The sequence below is a fragment of the Vibrio sp. Isolate25 genome (assembly GCF_022398025.1).
GTDB lineage: Bacteria > Pseudomonadota > Gammaproteobacteria > Enterobacterales > Vibrionaceae > Vibrio > Vibrio coralliilyticus_A.
In genome coordinates, this window is record NZ_JAKEUT010000012.1 from 15,108 (window position 1) to 39,619 (window position 24,512).

Sequence of the window (24,512 nt, forward strand, 5' to 3'; positions counted from 1 at the left end):
GAGCGAGTGTAAGGAAAAGAGCAGGTTAGATAAGCGCACCAATGCTGATCATCACAACACAGAATAGCGTGAGAATGGCTAACAGTGGTGCCACCCATTTCACCCAGCGCACATAAGGCACACGGGCAATGGCAAGGCCGCCCATAACGACTGCCGAAGTGGGGGTAATAAGGTTGACCAAGCCAGAAGCCGATTGATAAGCCGTGATGACCAGGTCGCGTCCTACACCAGCGAAGTCTGCGAGTGGAGCCATGATCGGCATAGTGAGTACTGCCAGACCAGAGGTGGAAGGCACAAGGAAAGATAGCAATATCTCAAGGAAGAACATGACGTTAATGAATACTACCGACGATAGTCCGGTTACCATCTGTTCTGCTGAGTATAAGATGGTATCAGTGATCATGCCGCGGTCCATAACCACTACAATCCCGCGCGCAATACCAATGATCAGCGCTACGCCGAGTAGGTCACGAGCACCATCAATAAAGCTGTTAGTAAACTCTTCTTCGCTCATACGTGCCACGAGTCCGACTAAAATCGTTGCCGCTAAGAACATCGCTGAGATTTCTGCCATCCACCAGCCAGCGACAGAAACACCGTAGATCATCACGCCGAATGAGCCGCCGAAGATGGTTAAAATGACTTTACGTGTGGTAGTGAACTCAAGAGATTCGCCAGTTTGATTACCAAGGAAATGCGCTTTGTTCTCTTCGTATTTATCGTAAACAATCGATTTGCTCTGGTCTTCACGCACCATACGGGCATAGCGCATCACGTAGGCAACACAAATGACCCAGCCGATCACCAGCATTAAGGCGCGCAGCATGATGCCATCCGTAAACGGAATGCCAGAAGCGTTGGCGGCAATGACGGTGGCAAATGGGTTGATGGTGGATCCCAATACGCCAATACCAGCGCCGAGCAATACGGTCGCTGCGGCAACCAATGGGTCGAAGCGAGCTGCCATCATCACTGGCACTAACAGGGTGTAGAATGGCAAGGATTCTTCGGCCATGCCGTAGACTGTTCCCCCAGCAGCAAACAGCGCCATTAGGATGGGAATCATCATCTCTTCTCGGCCTTGAAGACGCTGCGTTACGCGTTCAATCCCAGCATCGATGGCACCCGTTTTTGTCACTAGCCCTAGGAAGCCACCAATGACAAGGATAAACAGAGAAACATCAATTGCGGCGGCTTCGTAGCTATTGTGGTCATAGAAGCCGTCAATCGGTGCTAGTAGTACGTCAATGACACCTTGAGGGTTGCCTTCAACAGCTTGGTAAGTGCCTGTGACAGGCACTTCTCGCCCTAAATCTTCATTCATTGTTCGTTGATACTGGCCAGCAGGTACGATCCAAGTCAGCATTGCAACCAGTGCAATGAGGATAAACAGAATCGTATAAGCGGAAGGGAATTTAAAGTTGGCAAAGAAGCCGCCTTTTTTTTCTTCGGTAGGTACAGTTTGGGTGGTCATGGTGTTCTCCTTACTTTTACTTGCTGAATAACAAATAAAAGTGAATCCGCGACTAGAGTTATAAAATAAAACTTACAAAGACTAAGTTATTGGAATAGTGATAATTAATTTGAGCTTCTTAATCACAGCTCTTAGTTGTTAGTTTAATTATTGATAGGGCATCTAACTTTGTTGATCTTCACAAAAATATTCAGTGTTATTTAATTGGATTTTAAATGGCGATGAATAGCTAGGGTAATTGTTTAAATAAAACGGATTTCTATTCTTTCGTGATAGGTAAGAGTAAGTTATTTAGACAGTATTTACTTGTGTGGAAATAAAATAAGGAATTTTATGCATTGATACGGATTTTCATTCAGGTATTTTTTTGGCAGATCTTTTGATTAAAGTCAAAAATAATATGCTATAGAAGGTTCATTTCCCTTTGGAGGATAAAGAGATACATGATGAGTGTGTCTGGTATAGCCAAGAGTGTTGGTCATTATGAATCGCAAAAAGGCTGATATTCTCACATCAGCCTTTACATTTTCTCCTGTCGGCTAAGCGCCTGGAGGAATTGCCAAGCTATCAGCAATAAGCTGTATCAGGTGGTCTTCGACTTCAAAACGCACTTCGAGTAGTTCGCCAACCTTTGACATATCCACCTCAAAATCGGGGAGTTCATCATCGGCACTTACGTTGACATATTTATCGTTAAACTCAAGCAAAGGCTCTGTGGTTAACACAATTTTTGCGTAAGTAGCATCGATCTCGTTATTTGATTTAAAGCCAGTGGCCTGCCATTTCTCCATTACCATGTCGTAAATTTTGAAATGACCTTCTGAAATGTAATCAACCACATGGTCACAAAAAGAGCGGATTTGTTTCGGGGAAGGAAGTTCAACAACGTTAGCGTGTCCATTCGCTGGCTGAAGTGAGCCCAATCGACAATATTCGACAATCAGTGCCTGTCGAGTCTCTAACCAATGATCGATGACTTCACTGGAGCCACCCCACTGGTCTTGCGTTCGTTTGAATTTATTTAGCATGACCATGCCCTCATGATCGGATCACAGTTCCGGTGATCATTACGCTTTGCGGTGCAAAGCCATTCTAGAGTTTAACCTCTTGTCCTTACTAGAATTTATAGCCAGAAAATTGTTCCACTACAAACTCTGGTATGAAATTAGATTGCCAGTAAAATGGATGAACTGCAAGCAGAGAGGAAGGGGAATGTTTAAGAACAGTGACACAAACCGTACGAGCAATGCTTACTGGTGCGTTGTATCAGGTAGTGAGGTTTGGCTGGAGGAGCATGCGTTACCTTGTGGTTCAGCCCAGGCATTTGCTCTACCGGAGGAAAATGCGATAAAGATAGGTGATTACAATGGGTTGCCAGTTATGTGGCTCAACGCACATGATGTCGAGCAGACGTTGCCATTGACTTCATTACGAGAATGTTTGGGATTGGCTGAGCCGCTGTTTTTGTTGATCAGCAAGGCGGTGCAATATAGCCACATGACACAGACCCTGCGCTTTTGCCCAATTTGCGGTGGTCGTAACCACCTCAACCACAATCAAGTTGCTATGCAGTGTGGTGATTGTCGTACTTTACATTACCCGAGAATTTTTCCGTGCATCATTGTTGCCGTTCGTCATGGTGAGCAAATTCTATTGGCCCAGCACCCGCGTCATCGTAACGGTATGTACACCGTCATTGCTGGGTTTGTGGAAGTGGGGGAAACGCTTGAGCAGTGTGTAGCTCGTGAGGTCAAAGAAGAGACAGGTATTGATGTGACAAACATTCGTTATTTTGGCAGTCAGCCTTGGGCATTCCCTTCCAGTTTAATGATGGGCTTTTTGGCTGATTATCAAGGCGGGGAGTTAAAACCTGATTATAGCGAACTGAGTGATGCCCAGTGGTTCACTGCGCAGAATATGCCTCCTGTTGCTCCGCAAGGCACGATTGCGAGAGCATTGATCGAACGGACAATCAATGAAATGCAATGAAGCAATATTTTGATTTGATAGATAAAAAAAACCCTCCGAGAGGGAGGGGGTAAGTAAGATGTCGTTATGAGATGCTGAGTCGCGAGTACTCAGGTTATAATTGTTATTTTCGCTAGCACACAAATTTTTAACACTCTTGTAGTTTGGGTGCAAATTAAGCACTGATTTAAAAGTTAATAACTTGATCTAGGTTGCAAAGCACACCGCTTTTGCATGGAAAACAGTGTTAGAATAGCGCCCCTAAATAGAAGCCGAATAGTTGGAAAGACGGAATGACTGAATTAAAAAATGATCGCTATCTACGTGCGCTTTTAAAGCAGCCTGTAGATTACACGCCAGTATGGATGATGCGTCAGGCAGGGCGTTACCTACCTGAGTATAAAGCGACCCGTGCTGAAGCGGGCGACTTCATGTCTTTGTGTAAGAACGCAGAACTCGCGTCAGAGGTCACGCTACAACCACTTCGTCGTTTCCCTCTAGATGCTGCTATTCTGTTTTCGGATATCTTAACTATCCCTGATGCGATGGGACTTGAGCTTCGTTTTGCAGCAGGTGAAGGTCCGGTTTTCGATAAGCCTATCACTTGTAAAGCTGACGTTGAAAAGATTGGTATTCCTGACCCGGAAGGTGAGCTGAAATATGTAATGAATGCCGTGCGCCAGATTCGTAAAGATCTCAATGGTGATGTTCCACTGATTGGTTTCTCTGGTAGCCCGTGGACTCTGGCAACTTACATGGTTGAAGGTAGCAGCTCTAAAGCATTCACTAAGATCAAAAAGATGATGTACGCAGAGCCACAAACACTGCACTTGTTGTTGGATAAGCTTGCAGACAGTGTGATTGAGTACCTAAATGCGCAAATCAAGGCAGGTGCACAATCTGTGATGGTCTTTGATACATGGGGTGGTGTTTTAACGCCACGTGATTACAACCTGTTCTCCTTACAATACATGCACAAAATCGTCGATGGCTTGATTCGTGAGAACGATGGCCGCCGTGTTCCTGTGACTCTGTTTACTAAGAACGGTGGCATGTGGCTAGAGCAAATTGCGGCAACTGGCTGTGATGCTGTTGGTTTGGACTGGACGATCAACATTCAAGATGCCGTTAAGCGTGTAGGTGATAAAGTGGCGCTGCAAGGCAATATGGATCCATCGATGCTTTACGCTTCACCAGAACGTATTCGTGAGGAGGTTGCGACCATCCTGGAAGGTTATGGTGATGCCGGTACAGGTCATGTCTTTAACCTTGGTCATGGTATTCACCTTGATGTGCCGCCTGAAAATGCGGGAGTATTTGTTGAAGCGGTTCATGAGTTATCTAAGCCATACCACAAATAACTAAGAAACCAATGAAAGCGCCTGGTCTAATCAGGCGCTTTTTTGTTATTGGTTAATATACTCAGTTATACTGATGATATTAATGGAAGAGGGTACGGAAAACGAATGAAGACACGCGACAAAATAGTGCTTGCCGCATTGGATCTCTTTAATGAACATGGTGAGCGTAATATCACCACCAACCACATTGCTGCACATATAGACATAAGTCCGGGCAACCTTTACTACCACTTCCGCAACAAACAAGAAATCGTCCGCGAAATCTTTACCCTCTATTCGAATGAGTTATTGGAAAGGTTCTCTCCTATTCATGGTCAGCAAGAGAGCTTGGTATTGCTTAAGCACTACCTTGATTCAATTTTCAACTTGATGTGGAAATACCGCTTTTTCTACGCCAACCTGCCTGAGATTCTTCAACGTGATGAGCAGCTACATGACGATTACATTCAGGTGCAAGAAAAGTTGCAGACTAACTTGATCAACATTATGCGCGCATTTGTTGATTTGGAGCTGGTGTCTGTCGAAGACAGCGAAATGAAGTCACTGGTCACAACACTACATCTTATCGCATGTAGTTGGCTAGGTTACCAAGCGGCGATGTCGCCAAAAACTCAGATCACCGAGCAGGTCATTCATCAAGGTATGCTGCAGATGATAGCGGTCGTCAAGCCGAAAGCGACGGAGCAGGGGCTAGAACAACTGCAGTTATTGGAAGATGGTGTTAAAGCCATTCATGCTTAGCCATAACTAAACGCGATTGTGAAGTTTTCTCTAACCCCTTAAAGTATCTAAAGATATTTTAAGGGGTTTTGTTTATGCACTACGATGTGTTCAACGGTGATGCGGATGGCATCATCTCTCTCCTTCAGCTTCGCTTAGCCGAACCTAAAGAATCGACATTGATTACGGGTGTGAAACGTGACATCGCACTATTAACTTCTCTCCAGTGCCAAGCGGATGACTCGCTGACCGTATTGGACATCTCGATGGAGAAAAATAAAGCGAGCTTAGAAGCGATTCTTGCCACAGGTGCTCAGGTATTTTATGCCGATCACCACAAGTCAGGTGATATTCCACAGCATTCAAACCTTGATGCTCATATTTGTTTAGACGCCAATACATGCACCGCTTTGATTGTGGATGAGCTGCTGCAAGGTCGTTTTCACTTATGGGCTATTACTGCCGCGTACGGTGATAACTTGATTGCAAAAGCGGATGAGTTGGCTGACAGAGCAGGCCTTACCGATGAACAGAAAGAACAGTTGAAAGAGCTGGGGATACTCATTAACTACAATGGCTATGGGGCAGAGTTGGCGGATTTACATTTTGACCCCGCTCTGCTGTTTGAGCACCTTTTGGCCTATAATGATCCTTTTGCAGTTATTGCTGATCCAAACTCGGCTTATCACACTCTTACATCAGCGTATCAAAGTGATCTGGATAAGGCTCTCGCTATTGAAGCTTCTCATCAAAGTGATGTATTGGCAGTGTTTGAGTTGCCTAATCAGGCTTCTTCACGACGTATCAGTGGTGTTTATGGTAACTGGTTGGCGAACCAAGCCCCGAACTGTGCACATGCTGTACTTTCAGAAAATGCGGATGGGAGTTATACCGTCTCACTACGGGCCCCGCTGAATAATAAGCAAGGAGCAGGTGATATCTGTTCACAGTTTGCAACGGGGGGAGGACGCGCTGCCGCCGCTGGAATTAATTCACTCGATAAGGGGCAGGTTGGCGTCTTTATTGCGACAGTGGAAGCATATTACGCTTAAATACTCGTCGGCTAATGAGGTAACGAGATTACCTTGTTAGCCAGCGCTTCGGATTTTGTGTTTTGCTGTTTCTACGGATCTCGAAGTACAGGGAAGCTTGAGGTTGACCACCAGTATCGCCTGCGAGTGCAATGGTTTCACCTGCGGCGACTTTATCCCCTTCTTTTTTCAACAGGCTCTGATTAAAACCGTATAAGGTCATATCGCCTTTACCGTGATCGAGCAGGATTACCAAACCATAGCCTCTTAAATAATCAGAAAAAACAACGGTGCCCGAATACACGGCTTTCACTGATTGGCCGTAATTGGCATCAATGACCATACCTTTCCAGTTGATCTGGCCTGTCTGACGTGAGCCATAATTGTGTAAAACTTTACCTTTCAGTGGCCAAGGTAATCGACCTTTGCGTTTGGCTAAGCCATCCATAGGAACGGCATTGAGCTTGGCGGCTTTGGCTGCCTTGGCTATTTCCGCCTTTAAGCGTGTTTCATTGCGCTGTAGCTCAGTCAGGTAAACCTTATCACTGGAAATGCTTTTCTTAATGCTGGTAACGGTACCTTTACGCTTCGATTGTTCTTTACTCAGTTGTTGACGCTTTTGGTTCTGTTGAGCGAGGAGCTTAGTGATTTGTTGCTGTTCAAGCTTGAGTTGATTTTCACTTTCTGAAAGCTGTTCTACGGTTGTTTCCAGCTTTTCAATCGTGATGGTACGTTGTTTCGCCAAATGCTGGAAATATTGGCTGATCCTGTCCTCTTCCACTCCTTGATTAAGAAGGCTCGCGGATGATTTCGCTCGTTGAGTGACGTAATAGGTTTGCAATAGATCAGCGAGCTTTTCGCTTTGTTGTTGTTTCTGCTGTCGAAGTGAAGTAATGCGCTTTTCTAACGTGGCAATACTGTGGTTGGTTTTATTTAGGGCCTCTTTGGCCTCTTTAATCTCTTTCTCTAAACGGACAATACTCAGTTCTTGCGCCTTGAGTGATTTCTGCAGGGAGTCGAGTTTCTTTTGCTGAGAACTTAATGCCTGCTTTTGACGAGATATCTCACTACTGACCCCTTTTAATTCATTGGGGGAGGAAGACCAACTAGGAAAGGCTAGGGTTGAGGCAACAATCAATACCCATGCTGAGAGCGTAGAGGTGGCGATCAGTCGTCCTTGTTGCTGTGTTGCCATCGAAGAATCAGTCCTAAGTCTTTGAGAGAAAGTCAGTATACCCAAACACATTCCTTCGAAGAAAGAGTAATGTCAAAACTTGTTGATGAGGAAATAAAAAAGCTCAGGTATTCACCTGAGCTTTTCGATGTAAGCGATGTCGCCGTCAAGCGTGCCTATTTGACTAGAACTTCACCTGACATTTCTGCTGGAATTTCTAGGCCAGCCAGAGATAGCATGGTTGGCGCAAGATCGGACAGTTTTCCGCCTTCTTTGAATTCCACTGCTTTTTCACCGACATAAATTAGTGGTACTGGCAGATTGGTGTGTGCCGTGTGAGTTCCGCCTGTTTCTGGGTCTACCATCATTTCGGCGTTACCGTGGTCTGCTGTGATAAGGAGTTGACCACCCACTTCCTTGATGGCTTCCACTACCTTACCAACGCTTTCGTCGAGTGCTTCGATGGCTTTCTCTGCCGCTTCATAGACACCGGTGTGGCCAACCATGTCGGCATTTGGGTAGTTACAGATGATGGCATCGTATTTACCCGACTTGATCGCCGCAACCATTTTCTCTGTCAACTCTGGGGAGCTCATCTCTGGTTGAAGGTCGTATGTGGCCACTTTTGGTGACGCTACAAGTTGACGCTCCTCGCCTTCAAATTCACTTTCAACCCCACCGTTGAAGAAGAAAGTCACGTGCGCGTATTTCTCTGTTTCAGAGATACGTAGCTGAGTTTGACCTTGTTTAGATAGCCACTCACCGTAAGTGTTTTCTAGAGATGCAGGTGGGAAGGCGATAGCGAGAGGGATATCAGCAGCGTATTGAGTCAGCATCACGAAGTTGATGGCTGGGAATGCAGCACGCTCGAAGCCGTCAAATGCAGGAACGAATGCACGAGTGATTTGACGTGCACGGTCAGCACGGTAGTTCATGAAGATAACCGCATCGCCATCTTGCATGATGGCATCTTCTTGGCCTTCTGCTTGGATTGCTGTCGCTTTAACGAACTCGTCGTTTTCTTCACGCGCGTACGCGGCTTCTAGGCCTGCAACTGCCGTTTCTGCTCTGAACTCAGCTTTGGCTTGAGTGAGAAGATCGTAAGCAACTTGAACGCGATCCCAGTTGTTGTCACGATCCATTGCATAATAACGGCCCACTAAAGAGGCGATACGGCCTTGACCTAATGTCGCAAAGAGATCTTGGAAACGTTGCAGTGAGTTTGCTGCGCTGCGTGGTGGTGTGTCACGACCGTCAAGGAAGCAGTGTAGGTAAATCTTTTCTGCGCCACGTGCTGCTGCCATTTCAACGGCGGCATAGATGTGATCTTCGTGAGAGTGGACGCCACCTGGAGACATCAGACCCATTAGGTGAACGGCTTTACCTGCTTTAACCGCCGAGTCGATCGCTTCGACAAGTGCTGGTGTCTCAGTAAACTCACCATCGGCGATGGATTTAGTAATACGAGTCAGATCCTGATAGACCACTCGGCCTGCACCAATGTTCGTGTGGCCGACTTCAGAGTTACCCATCTGGCCGTCAGGAAGACCCACATCTAGGCCTGATGCTGAGATGAGAGTGTGTGGATTGTTGGCAAGCAGGCCGTCGATCACGGGCGTTTTCGCATTTGCGATTGCGTTGCTTGCTGTCTCTTCACGGTGACCGTAACCGTCAAGAATAACCAGAGCCAATGGCTTCTTAGCTGACATAGTGATGTCCTCGTCAAATTCAAAGTAACTTTAGAAACAAAATTAGCGTAATTTTACTACACTTTTTACCCAAAACTGTAGGCTAAGATCAAATATTGTTGGCTAAATATCGTTGTTATATTTCACCTTATATTGAGCGTAACGACTGAATAGGGGGAGATTTCCTGTCTCGTTGACTTCATTTTCACTCATACAGAGGAAAGATAAAGCAGGTATTAACTATTGTTCTAATAGCGGTTAACTGACTAACAGCCCAGTACCTACCACCGCCAAAATCGCGCCTAGCCATGCAAATCGATTGGGGCGTTTTTTGGTATAAATCCAAAGTATAGGCAGCAACATGATCGGCGTGGTAGAAGAAAGTAGGGCAACCATACCGACATTCCCTTCTTGAAGTGCATAGAGGATAAGCGTCATACCAACAGCCATCGCGAGAAAGCCGTTGAGAGCGGTGATGGCGAATAAGCGAAGATTCATGGGTAGTGTTGCTTTCGCGAGCTTAGCACCACTTAAGAAAAACAGGCAGTGTGCAGCAAAGGCTGTCATCATACGTATAGCTGATGCTGCCACGGGGTCGATAGCAGTCTGCATTACGGGTTTAGCGATAATGCCACCAAGTGCCTGACACAGCGCCGCAACCAGTCCTAAGGAGATACCAAACCAGATACTGCCTTTCACCGACTCCAAGTGATTAGTGCTTTGCCCTTTACGGCCAAAAAAGATAGCAGTGAGAACGCCAGAGAAAACCAAAGCTGAACCTATAAGCTCAATGCTTGTCATGGTTTCGCTAAACAGGAAGTAGCCCAGTATGGCGGAAAACACAGCATGGCAAGAAAACAGCAAGCCAGCTTGGCGAGGCCCCATCCGATTTAAGCAAGCGAACAGAGCTGTGTCGCCAACAAAAATGCCGATCAAACCAGATAAGGCCATGGCTGAAATGGCGCTGGTTTCAACCGTTGCCCAGCCGCCTGTAAATAATGCCATTGAGGCGAGAATGACAGAGGTGCATCCCATACGCCAGCGACTGTACGCAAAGGTACCAAGGTGCTGTGCTGGTCCAACAGAGAGTAAACTGGCTACCGCCCAGAGAAAAGCTGCAGCCAGTGCCAGCCATTCGAATCCCATAAGCTGTTCTTCCTGTGAACAAAGAAATCAATAGGCTGACAATATGCATGAAATAGCGTTGGAAACAAAGCTTAAACTTTAAAGCGTTCTACCTCAGTACGTACCGTGTTGGCTGAGTTAAACATGTTAGTCGCACTATCACTACTGCGCATCGCCTGTTCTGACAGAATATCTGACGCATCTTTAATACCTTGAGTATTGCGACTGATGTCTTCGCTGACGGCACGTTGCTCTTCCGCAGCACTGGCTATCTGAAGCGCCATATCGTTAATTTCTGTAATCGCAGAGGTGATGGTATTCAGGCTCTGATATGCTTGTTGAGCGTAATCCACACTAGTCCCTGCTAGTGCTGTGCTGCTTTCCATACTGTTGACGGCGAGCTTGGTATTGTTCTGCAGTGTTTCAATCATATTGCGGATCTCTTCGGTTGAGCCATGTGTGCGTTGGCTCAACACTCTGACTTCGTCCGCTACGACGGCAAAACCACGGCCTTGCTCACCCGCTCGGGCAGCTTCGATCGCAGCATTAAGGGCCAGCAAATTGGTTTGCTCTGCAATTTCGCGAATGGTAGAGAGAATTTGATTGATGCTCTGTGTGTTGCTCTCCAGTTCTGAGATCACCCCAGAGGCTGCGGTCACCTGATCGGCTAACTCAACAATAGCTTGGCGGTTTTTTTCGATCACTTGCTGGCCGTCTTCACACGCGGATGCTGAACCTTGAGAAGCGTTCGCGGTCAACTCAGCGTGACTGGCTACTTCAGCCGCTGTTGCTGACATTTCATGAATCGCAGTCGCTATTTGATTAACATCATTTTGCTGTGCTTCGACTTGCTGGGAAGATTGTTGTGCTAGTAGGTTCGCTTGTTCAGCTTGGATGGCCAGATCTCTACTGTGATGAATGATGCCGCTGAGCATAGATTGCATTTGACTGAGGAACTGATTGACGTGCTGCGCCAGTTCTCCGATTTCATCCATACGGCGAATGTCTATTCGTTGAGTTAAATCCCCTTCACCCTGAGAGAGCTGTGAAAGTGCTGCTGATAAGGTTTGTAGAGGCTGAAGTAAGCGAGTAATTACATAAGTGCTGATTGAAGCAATCACAATGTAGAGGAAAATCGATGCGATCGCGGTGAATTGAATTTGTTCGGCTACCGAGGCGTACGCCATGTCTTTATCTACCACAATGCCTAGTGACCAATCAGTATTGGGTACATTAGTCGCAAAGATCAGCTTATCGCCTTGTTGTGGCCAGCTGATAGTGGAAATGAAAGAGGTATTGACCAACTGATGAACTTTATCGGCTGATAAGACCGGATTGAGCTCAGTCAGAGGTTGCTGGCTCAGCTTCTCATCTTGGTAAGCGACAATGTTGTTATTACCATCAACCAAAAACGAAAACCCTTCGTTGTCTAAGCTGACATTGAGCACTTCTTCGATGATATTCGTCACGGTCAAATCTGCGGCTAAGACGCCATTTTTACTGCCGCTAAATGCTTTAGCAAAGCTGACCACGATACTGCCATCGAAGTCTTGATAGGGCTCGGTGACGATCAGGCCATTGGTTGCCATGGCATCTTTATACCAAGGTCGGGTGCGAGGATCGTAATCTGCAGGCCAATCCTCGCTTTTATCTCCATAAGCGATAGAACCGTCATCAAACCCAGCATAAACTGACAAGAACCCACCGGCTCGTTTAGTGATAAGCATCTCCCTATCGGCATTGTCAGTGTTGAGAATGCTTACTTCATTTGCCAGCATCATATCGCTTCGGATGGAGAGCCAGTCACTGATATAACGAGAGGTGGCATGGCTGACGTTAGCCATTTCACTATTCAGTGCGGAAGTGGTTTCTTGTTTTAATTGACTGACAGAGATCCATGCCTGGACTCCTGAGACAATTGCAATAATGATCGCGATGGCGATCTGAATCTTTAACTTAATTGTGTTTCTCATTGCCCTTCCTTAATACTTAGACAACCTATCGAAAATCAGGGTGTGTGAGTTTGAATTAGTGGTTACACCCTGTTAGTGCGGAAGTTCACGTAGGAACTGCTGAAATAGCTATGAATATTGGTTTAACAGGCTGATGTTATAGAAGTTATTAAAATATAGATTTGATCTATATGGATATTCAGGAAGTGGAATATCGATGAAGAGGGACCTTTTGACTGAATTGTGACTTCTTGCCCATTAATGAAACAAGAAGCCACAACCTAATATCTAGGTTAAAAATAGAGCTGCCATATAGACAATCGCTAAACCAACGAGACCGATAATGACCCCTGTTTTTGCCATGTCTTTACTTTCGATAAGCCCAGTTGAGTAGGCGAGGGAGTTAGGGGGAGTAGAAACGGGCAATATCATGCCAAGTGATGCTGAGAAGGCTACCACGACCAGTAAGCCTTGCAATCCTCCGACTGAAGCTAGGCTGTCCATCGATGCCCCAATCGCTGCAGCGATCGGCATCAATAAGTTGGCCGTTGCGGTGTTGGACATGAAGTTCGCCATTAACCAACACACCATAGACAGGGTGAGCACCACCGCAACTGGGGACAAGGCCTCGTAATCAATCGCGTGTGCCAGCGCAGCGGCCAATCCGGTTTTATCTAGGCCAATTCCTATTGCAATGCCCCCAGCGACTAACCACAACACATCCCAGTTGATCTGTTTGAGCTCTGCTTTGCCCATGATACCTGTCAATGTGAAGACCGCGAGAGGGATAATGGATACCACGTAGGTGTTCATTCCATGCAGCTTTGTCGTCATCCATAACAATATGGTAGCCGCGAAGGTGACATAGACTACCATGGCACGCCAGCTACGCTGAAACTGGCCGTCGAGCTTCAGTGTCATAGTTTGATGTGAAGAAGGGAACAGTTTTTGAAGTAGGAACCAAGCAAAGGTGAGCTGGATTATCACAAAAGGCAAACCCATCATCATCCAGCTGAGAAAGTCGATGCTGTTTTCACCCGTTAAGTATTGTAGAGCGATGGCGTTAGGTGGGGTTCCGATCGGAGTGGCAATCCCCCCTGTATTAGCGGCAATGGGAATACACAAAACCAGTGCTTTTATCCCTAAATCGCCTTTGGGGGCTGAGGCGACAATCGGGCCAAGCAGTGCCAGCATCATCACTGTTGTTGCGGTATTAGACATAAACATTGAGAACACTGCAGTAATCAACATTAAGCCGAGCATAATAAATTTTGGCTGGTGGCCGAAAGGGCGCAGCAAAACTCGAGCAAGGTTGTTATCGAGTTCGTATTTTGATGCAGCGATGGCCAACGCAAACCCACCCATAAATAGAATAATAATGGGTGAGGAGAAGGCGCTGAAGATATCGGTGTATTTCATCAACTCTCCCAGATCATGTCCTGCTGGAGGAGTGCGAAAGAGATGCAGACCTTTGTCTGAAATCATGACCAATTCAAGTGCGATGATCAAAATCGAAGTGGCGAAAACGGGAACAGGCTCCAGTACCCATAATAGGGCGGCGAGCAGAAAGATAGCCAGTAAACGATGTTGAATTAAAGTCAGATCATCAATGGGGATGGCATCAATTGGCATAAACAACACGGCAATTGGCAAACCAAAGCAAATCAGTAACTTAATGACTATGGTTCGATCAATGTTGGGCATAAGGGCTTAACCTCAAAGCGAAACTCTGCGGATAAGAATAAAGAATAACTAAATGAAGGTCTTAGACTAAGATGGAAGTTTTTATATGTAATCAAGAAATGTTAAGCAAGGTTGTTTTTGGTCAAAAAAAACCACCAATGTTGCCATTGGTGGTTTGTTCAATCTTTTATGCCGCGGTAATTAACGAGTACCGTAAACAACAATTGTCTTACCGTGGGCAGAAATTAAGTTCTGCTCTTCTAGCATCTTCAAGATACGACCTACTGTCTCACGAGAACAGCCAACAATCTGACCGATTTCCTGACGAGTGATCTTGATCTGCATACCGTCTGGGTGTGTCATTGCATCTGGCTGTTTCGCCAGATTAAGCAGGGTTTGTGCGATGCGGCCGGTTACGTCTAGGAATGCCAAGTCACCCACTTTCTGACTAGTGACCTGTAGACGGCTTGCCATTTGTGCAGACAGACGCATCAGGATGTCAGGGTTAACTTGGATTAGCTGACGGAATTTCTTAAATGAAATTTCTGCTACTTCACAAGGAGATTTGGCACGAACCCATGCCGTACGCTCTTGGTCTTCTTCGAATAAACCAAGTTCACCGATAAAGTCGCCTTGGTTTAGGTAAGAAAGGATCATTTCCTTACCTTCTTCGTCTTTGATAAGTACTGCAACAGAACCTTTAACAATGTAGTAAAGAGTCTCTGCTTTTTCGCCCGCGTGGATCAGCGTGCTTTTTGACGGGTACTTATGAATATGACAGTGTGAAAGGAACCACTCTAATGTTGGATCGGTTTGAGGTTTACCTAGAACCATAATATCTCACTTCCTCTGCAGGGTACGCTTGCTGCTTTCCATGTTTTAGCTAAGCCTTGAATCAAGACCTACTAGGATAAGAGCACTTTTCAAATGCTGCAAGCCATCTTTGTTTCGGTTTCAAATAGTATCTTTTTTTGAAATCGATTTCTTGATTTTAATCGGGTACACCTTACGATTTTGTACGCAAAAATGTGCACATGATCACGGTATGAAAAGTAATCGTGCTTATCCGGTGGTTGTTAACCGATTTTTCCGGTTTCGATCAGTTGTTGCAAAATAGGGCGCACAATTAGCTCGACCGCGAAACTCATTTTGCCCCCAGGCACCACGAGCGTGTTATGACGTGACATAAATGAGCCGTCAATCATCGCCAGTAGGTAAGGGAAGTCGACGTTTTTGATACCACGAAGACGAATCACGACAAAGCTTTCATCTAAGCTTGGTATACCTTTGGCATTTAATGGGTTAGAAGTATCGACGGTTGGAACACGCTGGAAGTTAATATGAGTGCGCGAGAACTGGGGAGTAATGTAGTTTAGGTAGTCGTCCATTGAACGGACAATAGAGTCCATCACGGCCTCTCGAGAGTGGCCACGATCTCGGGTATCTCGAACGAACTTTTGGATCCATTCCAAGTTAACAATGGGGACCATGCCAATCAGAAAGTCGACGTGCTGAGCGACGTTAACATCGCCATCAACGACGCCACCGTGCAAGCCTTCATAAAACAATACATCAGAGTTCTCAGGCAGTTCTTGCCATGGCGTAAAGGTACCCGGCATCTGATTGTACGGTACGGCTTCATCAAAGGTGTGCAAATAACGGCGTACCTGACCTGTTCCTTCATTTCCGTATTTACGGAAAAACTCAGCGAGTGCTGGGAAGTCGTTCGCCTGTGGGCCAAAGTAGCTGATGTGTCGCCCCTGTTCACGTGCTTTGCGAATTTCGACATCCATCTCTGGGCGCGTAAAGCGGTGAAAACTATCACCTTCGACCCAAGCGGGCTTGACGTTCATCATGTTGAACATTTTGCGGAACGCTTCAGATGTCGTGGTGGTGCCTGCACCAGATGAACCAGTGACGGCAATAATCGGATGTTTTGCTGACATGACAAACCTTGTCTGTAAATAACTGTCCCTTGTTGCATTCCACTATAACACGCTTTAATGGGAAGAGACTGTATGCTGTGTTTTAAAAAGAAAACTTTTGTTTGAGCTGAATGTCGACGGTCTCGTGAAGCTCAGAAAAAACCACAACAGCTTCACCTGCTTCGAGCTGGTTTTTGATTTGATCGACTTTGTCTTGCAGGGAAATTTCTAGTTCGCCGTAGTCTGTGCCTTCGCGCAGGACGAATTCACGAATCAGGTTGTCCAGTGTGTCTGGGTCAATTTGTTGCCATGGAACGATCATAAATACCTCTGTCTTTTATGCTCGAAAAGTTGACGGCTATTATCCAGAAACCACCAGACTTTGGTAGTAGGCTGGTAACGCTTCTTCTAGCCAGAACCTCGGCTTGAGCGCGCTGCCGGTTAAAAAGCCAACATGACCACCTTGTTCGAACAAGCGGTAGTCAATGTTATCTGGCAAAACGAATTTTGGTATCACTGCATCGGTCATGAAAGGGTCGTCTTTGGCATGAATGATTTGTGTCGGTATGCGAATGTCTTTGAGTCGATGAATACCGGAGCACCTCTGATAGTAATCCTGTGCGTCTTTAAAGCCATGTAAAGGAGCGGTAATCAAATCATCAAATTCAAACAGTTTGGTGACTCGCTTTATGCTTTGGTAAGAGACATCGAGATCGCCTTTAATTAGGTGATGTTTACGCAGAGCATTTTTCTTCAAAGATGAGAGCAGGTACGTTTTGTACACTTTGGAAAAGCCTTTCTCGATACGCTCTGAACAGGCTGATAGATCGAGCGGTGCCGAGACGATGGTCGCCGCAGAAAGCAGTGGCTCTTGATTGTACTGCGCCAGATAGTTAGCCAGCATGTTGCCACCAAGAGAAATCCCCACCGCGACTTTGGTTTGATTTGGTAGCTGTTGATTTAGCTGCTCAAGGAACAAGCGTGCATCTTCTACTTCCCCCGAATGATAGGCTCGCGCACGGTGGTTCGGTTTGCCGCTGCAACCGCGAAAATGCATCATCACAGACAGCCAGCCATGTTGAGAAAATGCGTGCATCAGGCCATTGGCATAAGGGCTGTAAAAGCAGCCTTCTAGCCCATGAAACAAGACAAAAACAGGTTTTTTCTTAGCTTGCTCAGTTTGCCAGTCTTCACTCCAAGCGAGATCGAGAAAATCACCATCCGGAGTATTCAGGGTCTGCCAAAGCGGTTCAAACAGTGCTTTCTTACGAATGAAACGTGGTGCCAGAGTTTGCAGATGCGGATTGGCTAATCCTTTGGCAGCAATAAATTGAGTCATAAGAACGCCTATCAGTGGGTAAGGTCATCGATGGAATGGGCAAAAACATCGTGCAAATGTTCTCCGCCAAGCTGACGACAATATCTCAACGTCAGCGGTTCAGCTTGGTTAGTCTGTAATTCTATACTGTTGATGCAATCGACCAGATCAGACTGCTGCTGTTTTTCGAGTTGCAATTCGAATTGCAAGGATTCTCTGTAGAGGGGGTCTGGGACGTGGGATTTGAGTTTACGACGTAGGTCTCGATAGCTGTGTAACAGGGTTTCTGAACGACCTAGACACTCTTCGACTTTGTGCCAGTCTTCATCGAGAAAGGCAGCCTGCTGCTCATCAAGCCATTTCAGCAGCAACAGCAGGTTTACATTGCCTTTGAACTGGTTTTGTAAATTGAGGCACGCATCTTTCACTTCTCGAACACTGTAATATTGCAGGCTGAACTGCCATAAGCGTTCTAGGGTTAGCGAAACTGATACGTGCTTTGAGCTCATTGACCGTTAAACTCCTGTTCCATCTGCTCCAGCTCCTCCTGCAGTGCCATCCATTCCATTTCGACCTCTTCCAGTTCGGCTTTAGCCTGACTCTGAGCAGTTAATACCTGATTAAGTTTAGCTTTATTTTCCGCTTCATACAGTGAGTTATCAGATAATTGCGTTTCTGCTTCCGCTAATTGATGACCTAGGGTCTCCATCTTAGCTTCAAGCTTGGTGAGTGTTTTGCGTACAGGTGCCGTCTGTTTACGGAATTCTGCTTCACGACGTTTCTGCTCTTTTTTGGCGGCAGCACTGTTGGTAGTGCTCTTGTCTGGTTGCGCAGATTGTGCTTCGCGGCGTTCAGCTTTCTGCTGCTCTGTCAGCCACTTGTAGTAATCATTGAGATCGCCATCAAACGGTGCGACCTGACGATCATGCACCAAATAGAGGTCATCAGTGGTCGCTCGCAGCAAATAACGGTCGTGCGAGACAATCACCATTGCGCCTTCGAATGTTTGTAGCGCCAGCGTCAGAGCTTGGCGCATGTCCAAGTCCAAGTGGTTGGTGGGTTCGTCGAGCAGCAGCAAGTTGGGTTTTTGCCACACAATCAACGCCAACACGAGGCGAGCTTTCTCGCCCCCAGAGAAAGGAGCCACTTTTTCTAGCGCTTTGTCACCTTGGAATCCAAAGCTACCCAGATAGTTGCGCAGCTCAAGTTCGTTCTTGTCGGGCGCAATTTGCATCATGTGCTGAAGAGGCGTTTCTTCAGGGTGTAAAGTTTCTAGCTGGTGCTGAGCAAAGTAACCGATTTTAACGCCTTGCGAGTAAGTCAGCTCGCCACCTTGTGGGTTCAACTCACGGGAAAGCAATTTGATCAGAGTTGATTTACCTGCGCCGTTACGTCCGAGTAGGCCTATACGGCTGCCGGGAACCAGATTGAGGCGGATTTTCTCTAAGATCAGGTTGTCTCCATAACCCGCTGAGACCTCATCCATCATAATGATTGGGTTGGGTAACGCATCGGGATCACGAAACTCAAAGCTGAATGGGTTATCAAATTGCGCAGGCAGCACTTTTTCCATGCGATCCAATGCCTTGATGCGGCTTTGTGCTTGACGGGCTTTCGAGGCTTTATAACGGAAACGGTCGATATACTTCTGCATATGCGCCATTTGCTTCTGCTGTTTCTGAAATTGCGCTTGTTGCAGGAGCAGTTTCTGGGCGCGCTGATCTTCAAACGAGGAGTAGTTGCCGGTGTACTCATTCATCTGCTCATTTTCGATATGAATAATACGGCCAACGATAGGATCGAGAAAATCACGGTCGTGCGAGATAAGGACGAGTGTACCTGGGTAGTTTTGCAACCACCTTTCTAACCACATCACGGCATCCAGATCTAAGTGGTTGGTTGGCTCATCGAGTAGCAGTAGGTCTGAGCGGCATAGTAGGGCTTGGGCAAGGTTGAGACGCATACGCCATCCGCCTGAGAACTGTGTCAGGTTCCAATTCATCTGGTCTTGACTAAAGCCTAAACCATCAAGCAATTCAGCCGCACGAGCGCGGATGCTGTATCCGCCAATGGTCTCAATCTTTCCATGCAGTTCAGCAACCAGAGTGCCATTGTCCGCTTGTTCGGCTTGAAGAAGCTGAGCTTCTAACGCTCGGTATTCACGATCACCATCAATGACGTATTCCAGTGCCGGACGCTCTAGTGCAGGTGTTTCCTGCGCAACCCAAGCGAGCTCCCAATGTGAAGGTTTACTGAAGTTACCGGCATCAATTGATAACTCATCTTTAATTAAGGCAAACAGTGTCGACTTGCCACAGCCATTTTTACCGACTAGGCCGACCTTGTCGCCAGGGTGAATCGTCGCTGAGGTTTGATCCAATAATGGTTTGCCACCACGCAGTAACTGGATGTCAGAAAAGGTAATCATAATCTTGTGCTTATTCTTGCTCGTGTCGCGTCGAATAGTAGGGGGAATGAGATAAAATGTCGATCATTGCGTTATGCTTAACAACAACGTATAACAAACTGATAACGATAAAATTGTACCTAAGCCCAGCTTAGGTATTGAAAACAAAAGGATGGCTGCTTACGGAATGGCTGTAAACGATTTAAATATTGAGTCACCTGAAAAACCGAAAGTGCTGGTGATTTATGCTCACCCTGAATCGCAAAGCTCTGTCGCAAACCAAGTGATGATCAAGAAGATAACCGCGCTTGATCACGTTACTGTGCATGATCTCTATGCCTATTACCCCGACTTTTTTATTGATGTGGACGCGGAGCAGCAGCGTTTGCTTGATCACGATGTGATCGTCTTTCAGCACCCTCTATACATGTATTCTTGTCCTGCGTTACTCAAAGAGTGGATGGATCGAGTGTTGGGTAAAGGGTTTGCTTACGGTAAAGGTGAGGAATTAAAAGGGAAATATTGGCGCAGTGTCATCACCACGGGCGGTAATGAAGAGGCGTTTGGTAGTGAAGGCTACAACAAGTACCCGTTGTCAGAGATTCTTCAGCCATTTGAGTTAACAGCAGCCTTGTGTCAAATGGCATGGATTGAACCTCTGGTGCTTTACTGGGCACGCAATGTTTCAGATATGGATCGCTACCAGCACGCAGAGAAGTATCGGCAGTGGTTGCAAAATCCGATCATGACATCAACCTCGGGAGAAATTCATGGCACTTGAAAATGACTTTCTTCAGAGTAGCGTGATCTTTCTTACCGCAGCGGTCGTTGCAGTGCCATTAGCCCAACGCTTAGGTCTCGGCTCAGTGCTGGGTTATCTGCTGGCGGGTATTGCTATCGGTCCTTGGGGGTTGGGTCTGATTAGCGACGTTGAAGCGATTCTGCACTTCGCTGAATTTGGTGTCGTGTTACTACTGTTTTTGATCGGCTTAGAGCTGAACCCCAAAAAGTTGTTGCAGATGAAAGGGCCGATTCTTGGACTCGGCGGCGCCCAAGTTGTGATTACCACGGCGGTGTTGGCGAGCGTGACTAATCTCGCTGGGGTCAGTTGGCAAACCAGTTTAGTGATTGGTATGGGCTTAGCGTTGTCATCGACCGCGATTGCGCTGAAAGTGATAGAAGAGCAGGGCTTGGCAGGCAGTGAAGCTGGTCAGTCTGGGTTTGCTGTGTTGCTGTTTCAGGATATTGCGGTCATCCCCATGTTGGCAATTCTGCCCGTTCTGGCAGGAAACACCGCAGGGGACTGGCTCGATGCCATGTGGATGCTCGGCGGTGTAATCGGCCTTTTGGTCGGCGGCCACTTCTTATTGCGCCCCTTGTTCCGCTATGTGGTGCTCAGCGGGGTTCGCGAGTTGTTTACCGTGGCGGCATTGCTATTGGTCATTGGGATTGCGTTGTTAATGCAGCAACTCGGCCTGTCTATGGCACTGGGTACTTTTCTCGCGGGTGTGTTATTGGCAGAGAGTGAGTATCGCCATGAGCTGGAAATCGCCATCGAGCCGTTCAAAGGGCTACTCCTAGGTTTATTCTTTATTGCGGTCGGGATGGCGGTGAATTTAGGCTTGCTGGCACTGGAGCCATGGAATGTACTGATGGCGGTGTTTGGCTTAGTGGCCGTCAAGGCGGTCATTCTTTACTTCCTTGCCCGCTTGGCAGGGAGTAAGCCCAAAGCCCGAAGTAAAATGGCAGCGATTCTTAGTCAGGGTGGTGAATTTGCCTTTGTTATCTTCACGGCAGCGAGTGCAGAAGGTTTGCTGGCGCAGAATCAAACTGCCTTCCTACTCGTGGTGGTGAGTTTGTCGATGGTCACCACTCCGCTGTTATTGATGGCACAAAGTAAGTGGTATGCTCGTGGTTTGAACTTTGATGAATCAGGCGTGCTCCATACTGACGTTGTTAACCGTGAGCCAAGAGTCATTATTGCAGGATTTGGTCGTTTTGGTCAGATTGTTGGGCGTTTAATGTACGCCAATAAAATTCGAGTCACTGTCCTTGAAAGTGATGCCAGCCAGATCCAGCTATTAAGGAAATACGGCTATAAGGTTTTTTATGGTGATGCGACTCAGCTAGACTTGCTGCGTGCCGCTGGAGCAGATAAAGCGGAAGCTATGGTGATTTGTACCGACTCGCCGGATGAGATCATGAAGATCGTCGATTTGTGTCAGTACCATTTCCCGCATCTTAAATTACTGGCGCGGGCACGAAGTCGGGTTGAAGCCTATCAGCTTCTGAGCCACGGGGTAGATAACTACTCAAGGGAAACTTTCCTTGGAGCGTTGGACCTAGGCCGTCAAGCGTTAACTGAGCTCGGTATGCACCCGTATCAAGCCAAGCGAGCCGAAGCGCACTTTAGAAAATTAGATAATGCGATGCTGAAAGAGCTCTTACCTCAGCATCACGAAGACAAGCAATTGGCCATGAGAGCCAAAGAAGCCCGAAAAGAACTGGAAGAAATCTTTGGTCGCGAGATGGAAAAAGATCAGCAATCAAAGAACTTCTGGGATTAAACCTAATCTTCCCAGATCAGGATGCATATTCTGTTTTGGAAGGTTTACGTTGTGGAATGAAAAATGAAAAAAAGATTTATCGCGGGAGCGAGCTGCCCTAAATGTTCCCAGCAAGATACGCTGCGCTGGTGGATAGAAAATAATATTGAGCTGGTAGAGTGTGTGGAATGTCATTATCAGGATCAGCGCAAACCGCAATCCGTAGAGAAAACTGAACACTCACAGCAAGAGATGATTGGTATTTTTAAGCCGGATTGATTGAGTTTCTGTGTTTGATCCCCATAATACCCTACATAGAAAATAGTTATTCGGAGCAAGCTACTTGCTCCGTTTCTTTATCTCCTTGGAGTCATTATGAAAATTGAAAAGAACGTAGTAGTAAGCCTTGCTTACCAGGTGAAACTGGAAGATGGCGCAGTGGTTGATCAGTCAACAGCAGAAGCACCACTTGACTACTTACACGGCAACAACAACCTGATCACAGGTCTTGAAACGGCACTAGAAGGTAAAGAAGCGGGCGCTAACTTCTCTGTAACTGTTTCTCCAGAAGAAGCTTACGGTGAGCACAACGACGCACTGGTTCAACGTGTGCCGGCAAATGTTTTCCAAGGTGTTGACCAGATTGAAGTGGGTATGCGTTTCCTAGCGGATACTGACCAAGGTCCAATCCCAGTTGAAGTGACTGAGGTTGATGGTGACGAAGTTGTGGTGGACGGCAACCATATGCTTGCTGGTCAGACTCTAACTTTTGACGTTGAAGTTGTAGCGGTACGTGAAGCAACAGCAGAAGAAGTTGAGCACGGCCATGTTCACCAAGCTGGTGCACACGATCACGAAGGCGGTTGTTGTGGCGGCGACCATGACCACGCTGAAGAGAAGAAAGACGGCTGCTGTGGTGGCGGTAGCTGCGGTTCTCACTAACAGAGAAAAGACCACCTGAGTACTGTGCTCAGGTGTCGATTTTAAAGCGCAAGCTAAGTGATTAGCTTGCGCTTTTTGTTTATCTAAGGTGTGATGAGAGCAAAGCACACTCAAAGGAGTAGGACGTGAGTAAACCATTTTCAATCGCGATTCATGGCGGTGCGGGGACAATTTTACGTGAACAGATGAGTGACGATCTAAAAGCGGAGATTCTCAACGATTTAGAAAAGTCCGTTCGTTCTGGTCATGAGATTCTTGCTCGTGGCGGTGATGCTATGGATGCCGTCGTTGCCGCAGTGAAGGTGCTGGAGGATTCGGTCAACTTTAATGCTGGTCGAGGCTCAGTGTTAACGCACAAGGAAATTGTTGAGATGGATGCCTCTGTCATGCACGGTAAAGAAGCAAATGCAGGCGCAGTGGCTGGCGTGCGCCACATTCGTAACCCGATTGAACTGGCTCGTGATGTGATGACAGACAGTAACCATGTACTGTTGATCGGAGATGGGGCCGAAGAGTTTGCCTTTGAGCAGGGGCATCAATACACCGAGCAAGATTACTTCTTCACTGACCGACGCTATGACCAGTTGCAGTCGATGAAAGAGAAAGGCTTATTTGCCTTATCCGAGTCGAAATATCCGGATGATAAGAAATACGGCACAGTCGGCGCAGTAGCTCTAGACAAGCAAGGCAATTTAGCGGCAGCCACCAGTACTGGTGGTGTGACTAACAAAAAGTACGGCCGAGTGGGGGATTCTTCCATCATTGGTGCGGGTACGTTTGCCGAAAATGGTAATGTGGCGGTATCGACTACCGGAATGGGGGAATACTTTATTCGCAAGACTGTCGCGAGTGATGTGGCAGCGCGAATGCGTTATCTCAAGGAAGATGTGCATACGGCCTGCGAGACTGTAATTCAAGGCGAGTTGAAGGACATGGGTGGCGAAGGGGGGCTGATTGCTATCGACGGTGATGGACGTGTTCACTTTGCGATGAACAGCAGCGGCATGTACCGAGCGAGCATGGATGCGGATGGCAGCCTGCTAGTGAAGATTTATGCGGATGAGTAGAGTCAAAACGACCCCTAATAGTAGCACTAACAAAGGGTTAGTGCTTCATTACACTTCTATGATTAAAAAATGACTGCAAGAAGTGTGATTCAGTGCTAGAATCCATTTTTAACTAGCAATCAGACTTGGAA

Annotated in this window: 22 protein-coding genes; 9 read left to right on the plus strand and 13 right to left on the minus strand. The window is 46.7% G+C overall.

What is annotated here, in order from left to right; translation table 11 throughout:
* Positions 1–25: 25 nt before the first annotated feature.
* Both L1D15_RS17500 and rsd read right to left on the minus strand, forming a co-directional pair.
* Positions 26–1,474 carry a YfcC family protein gene (locus tag L1D15_RS17500; RefSeq protein WP_239870569.1) on the minus strand — a complete coding sequence of 483 codons (1,449 nt, stop codon included), beginning with the start codon at positions 1,472–1,474 and terminating at the stop codon, positions 26–28.
* 539 nt (positions 1,475–2,013) lie between these two features.
* Positions 2,014–2,508, minus strand: a complete 495-nt coding sequence (rsd, locus tag L1D15_RS17505) for a sigma D regulator (RefSeq protein WP_239870566.1) — start codon at positions 2,506–2,508, stop codon at positions 2,014–2,016.
* A 178-nt stretch (positions 2,509–2,686) separates the two neighbouring features.
* Between rsd and nudC the strand changes: the two genes are divergently transcribed.
* From nudC to L1D15_RS17525, 4 genes are all read left to right on the plus strand, one after another.
* Positions 2,687–3,463 (plus strand): NAD(+) diphosphatase, encoded by a 777-nt coding sequence (gene nudC / locus L1D15_RS17510; RefSeq protein ID WP_239838638.1) that lies wholly within the window; start codon positions 2,687–2,689, stop codon positions 3,461–3,463.
* Between the two features lie 272 nt (positions 3,464–3,735).
* On the plus strand, positions 3,736–4,803 hold the full coding sequence (gene hemE / locus L1D15_RS17515; RefSeq protein ID WP_239870544.1) for a uroporphyrinogen decarboxylase: 1,068 nt from the start codon (positions 3,736–3,738) through the stop codon (positions 4,801–4,803).
* 105 nt (positions 4,804–4,908) lie between these two features.
* Positions 4,909–5,544, plus strand: a complete 636-nt coding sequence (locus L1D15_RS17520) for a TetR/AcrR family transcriptional regulator (protein WP_239838640.1) — start codon at positions 4,909–4,911, stop codon at positions 5,542–5,544.
* A 74-nt stretch (positions 5,545–5,618) separates the two neighbouring features.
* Complete coding sequence (locus L1D15_RS17525; RefSeq protein ID WP_239876560.1) at positions 5,619–6,575, plus strand: DHH family phosphoesterase; 957 nt, start codon at positions 5,619–5,621, stop codon at positions 6,573–6,575.
* 28 nt (positions 6,576–6,603) lie between these two features.
* Here the strand turns inward: L1D15_RS17525 and L1D15_RS17530 are convergent, their stop codons facing one another.
* The 11 genes from L1D15_RS17530 to L1D15_RS17580 all read right to left on the minus strand — a co-directional run bounded on the left by L1D15_RS17530 (position 6,604) and on the right by L1D15_RS17580 (position 19,847).
* Complete coding sequence (locus L1D15_RS17530; protein ID WP_239876561.1) at positions 6,604–7,749, minus strand: peptidoglycan DD-metalloendopeptidase family protein; 1,146 nt, start codon at positions 7,747–7,749, stop codon at positions 6,604–6,606.
* A 155-nt stretch (positions 7,750–7,904) separates the two neighbouring features.
* The gene (gene gpmM, locus L1D15_RS17535; RefSeq protein WP_239876562.1) at positions 7,905–9,437 is read right to left on the minus strand and encodes a 2,3-bisphosphoglycerate-independent phosphoglycerate mutase; all 1,533 of its coding nucleotides are present in this window, start codon (positions 9,435–9,437) and stop codon (positions 7,905–7,907) included.
* A gap of 237 nt (positions 9,438–9,674) precedes the next feature.
* Positions 9,675–10,562: a DMT family transporter gene (locus tag L1D15_RS17540; protein WP_239876563.1), complete on the minus strand. Its 888-nt coding sequence runs from the start codon at positions 10,560–10,562 to the stop codon at positions 9,675–9,677.
* Between the two features lie 71 nt (positions 10,563–10,633).
* Positions 10,634–12,514: a methyl-accepting chemotaxis protein gene (locus tag L1D15_RS17545; protein ID WP_239876564.1), complete on the minus strand. Its 1,881-nt coding sequence runs from the start codon at positions 12,512–12,514 to the stop codon at positions 10,634–10,636.
* Positions 12,515–12,781: 267 nt separating this feature from the next.
* Entirely contained in the window at positions 12,782–14,197 is a 1,416-nt protein-coding gene (locus L1D15_RS17550; protein WP_239876565.1) for an SLC13 family permease, read from the minus strand.
* Positions 14,198–14,377: 180 nt separating this feature from the next.
* The gene (gene crp, locus L1D15_RS17555) at positions 14,378–15,010 is read right to left on the minus strand and encodes a cAMP-activated global transcriptional regulator CRP (protein WP_004410522.1); all 633 of its coding nucleotides are present in this window, start codon (positions 15,008–15,010) and stop codon (positions 14,378–14,380) included.
* 242 nt (positions 15,011–15,252) lie between these two features.
* Positions 15,253–16,122 carry a phosphoribulokinase gene (locus L1D15_RS17560; RefSeq protein ID WP_019276788.1) on the minus strand — a complete coding sequence of 290 codons (870 nt, stop codon included), beginning with the start codon at positions 16,120–16,122 and terminating at the stop codon, positions 15,253–15,255.
* 82 nt (positions 16,123–16,204) lie between these two features.
* Positions 16,205–16,423: a YheU family protein gene (locus tag L1D15_RS17565; protein WP_239870462.1), complete on the minus strand. Its 219-nt coding sequence runs from the start codon at positions 16,421–16,423 to the stop codon at positions 16,205–16,207.
* A gap of 39 nt (positions 16,424–16,462) precedes the next feature.
* Positions 16,463–17,440 carry a hydrolase gene (locus L1D15_RS17570; protein WP_239876566.1) on the minus strand — a complete coding sequence of 326 codons (978 nt, stop codon included), beginning with the start codon at positions 17,438–17,440 and terminating at the stop codon, positions 16,463–16,465.
* 11 nt (positions 17,441–17,451) lie between these two features.
* The gene (locus L1D15_RS17575) at positions 17,452–17,928 is read right to left on the minus strand and encodes a TIGR02444 family protein (protein ID WP_239876567.1); all 477 of its coding nucleotides are present in this window, start codon (positions 17,926–17,928) and stop codon (positions 17,452–17,454) included.
* On the minus strand, positions 17,925–19,847 hold the full coding sequence (locus tag L1D15_RS17580) for an ABC transporter ATP-binding protein (RefSeq protein WP_239876568.1): 1,923 nt from the start codon (positions 19,845–19,847) through the stop codon (positions 17,925–17,927). Before L1D15_RS17580 ends, L1D15_RS17575 begins: the two co-directional genes overlap by 4 nt.
* A 166-nt stretch (positions 19,848–20,013) precedes the next feature.
* On the opposite strand from L1D15_RS17580, the gene kefG reads away from it, so the two are divergent.
* The 5 genes from kefG (at position 20,014) to L1D15_RS17605 (ending at position 24,381) form a co-directional block, all read left to right on the plus strand.
* The gene (gene kefG / locus L1D15_RS17585) at positions 20,014–20,607 is read left to right on the plus strand and encodes a glutathione-regulated potassium-efflux system ancillary protein KefG (RefSeq protein WP_239838651.1); all 594 of its coding nucleotides are present in this window, start codon (positions 20,014–20,016) and stop codon (positions 20,605–20,607) included.
* Positions 20,597–22,393 carry a glutathione-regulated potassium-efflux system protein KefB gene (kefB, locus tag L1D15_RS17590; RefSeq protein ID WP_239838652.1) on the plus strand — a complete coding sequence of 599 codons (1,797 nt, stop codon included), beginning with the start codon at positions 20,597–20,599 and terminating at the stop codon, positions 22,391–22,393. The genes kefG and kefB overlap by 11 nt, the downstream gene beginning before the upstream one ends.
* Positions 22,394–22,456: 63 nt before the next feature.
* Entirely contained in the window at positions 22,457–22,651 is a 195-nt protein-coding gene (locus L1D15_RS17595) for a YheV family putative zinc ribbon protein (RefSeq protein ID WP_239838653.1), read from the plus strand.
* 96 nt (positions 22,652–22,747) lie between these two features.
* Positions 22,748–23,314 (plus strand): peptidylprolyl isomerase, encoded by a 567-nt coding sequence (slyD, locus tag L1D15_RS17600; RefSeq protein ID WP_239838654.1) that lies wholly within the window; start codon positions 22,748–22,750, stop codon positions 23,312–23,314.
* A 125-nt stretch (positions 23,315–23,439) separates the two neighbouring features.
* A complete protein-coding gene (locus L1D15_RS17605; protein ID WP_239876569.1) occupies positions 23,440–24,381 on the plus strand; it encodes an isoaspartyl peptidase/L-asparaginase in 942 nt (313 codons plus the stop codon).
* Positions 24,382–24,512 lie beyond the last annotated feature (131 nt).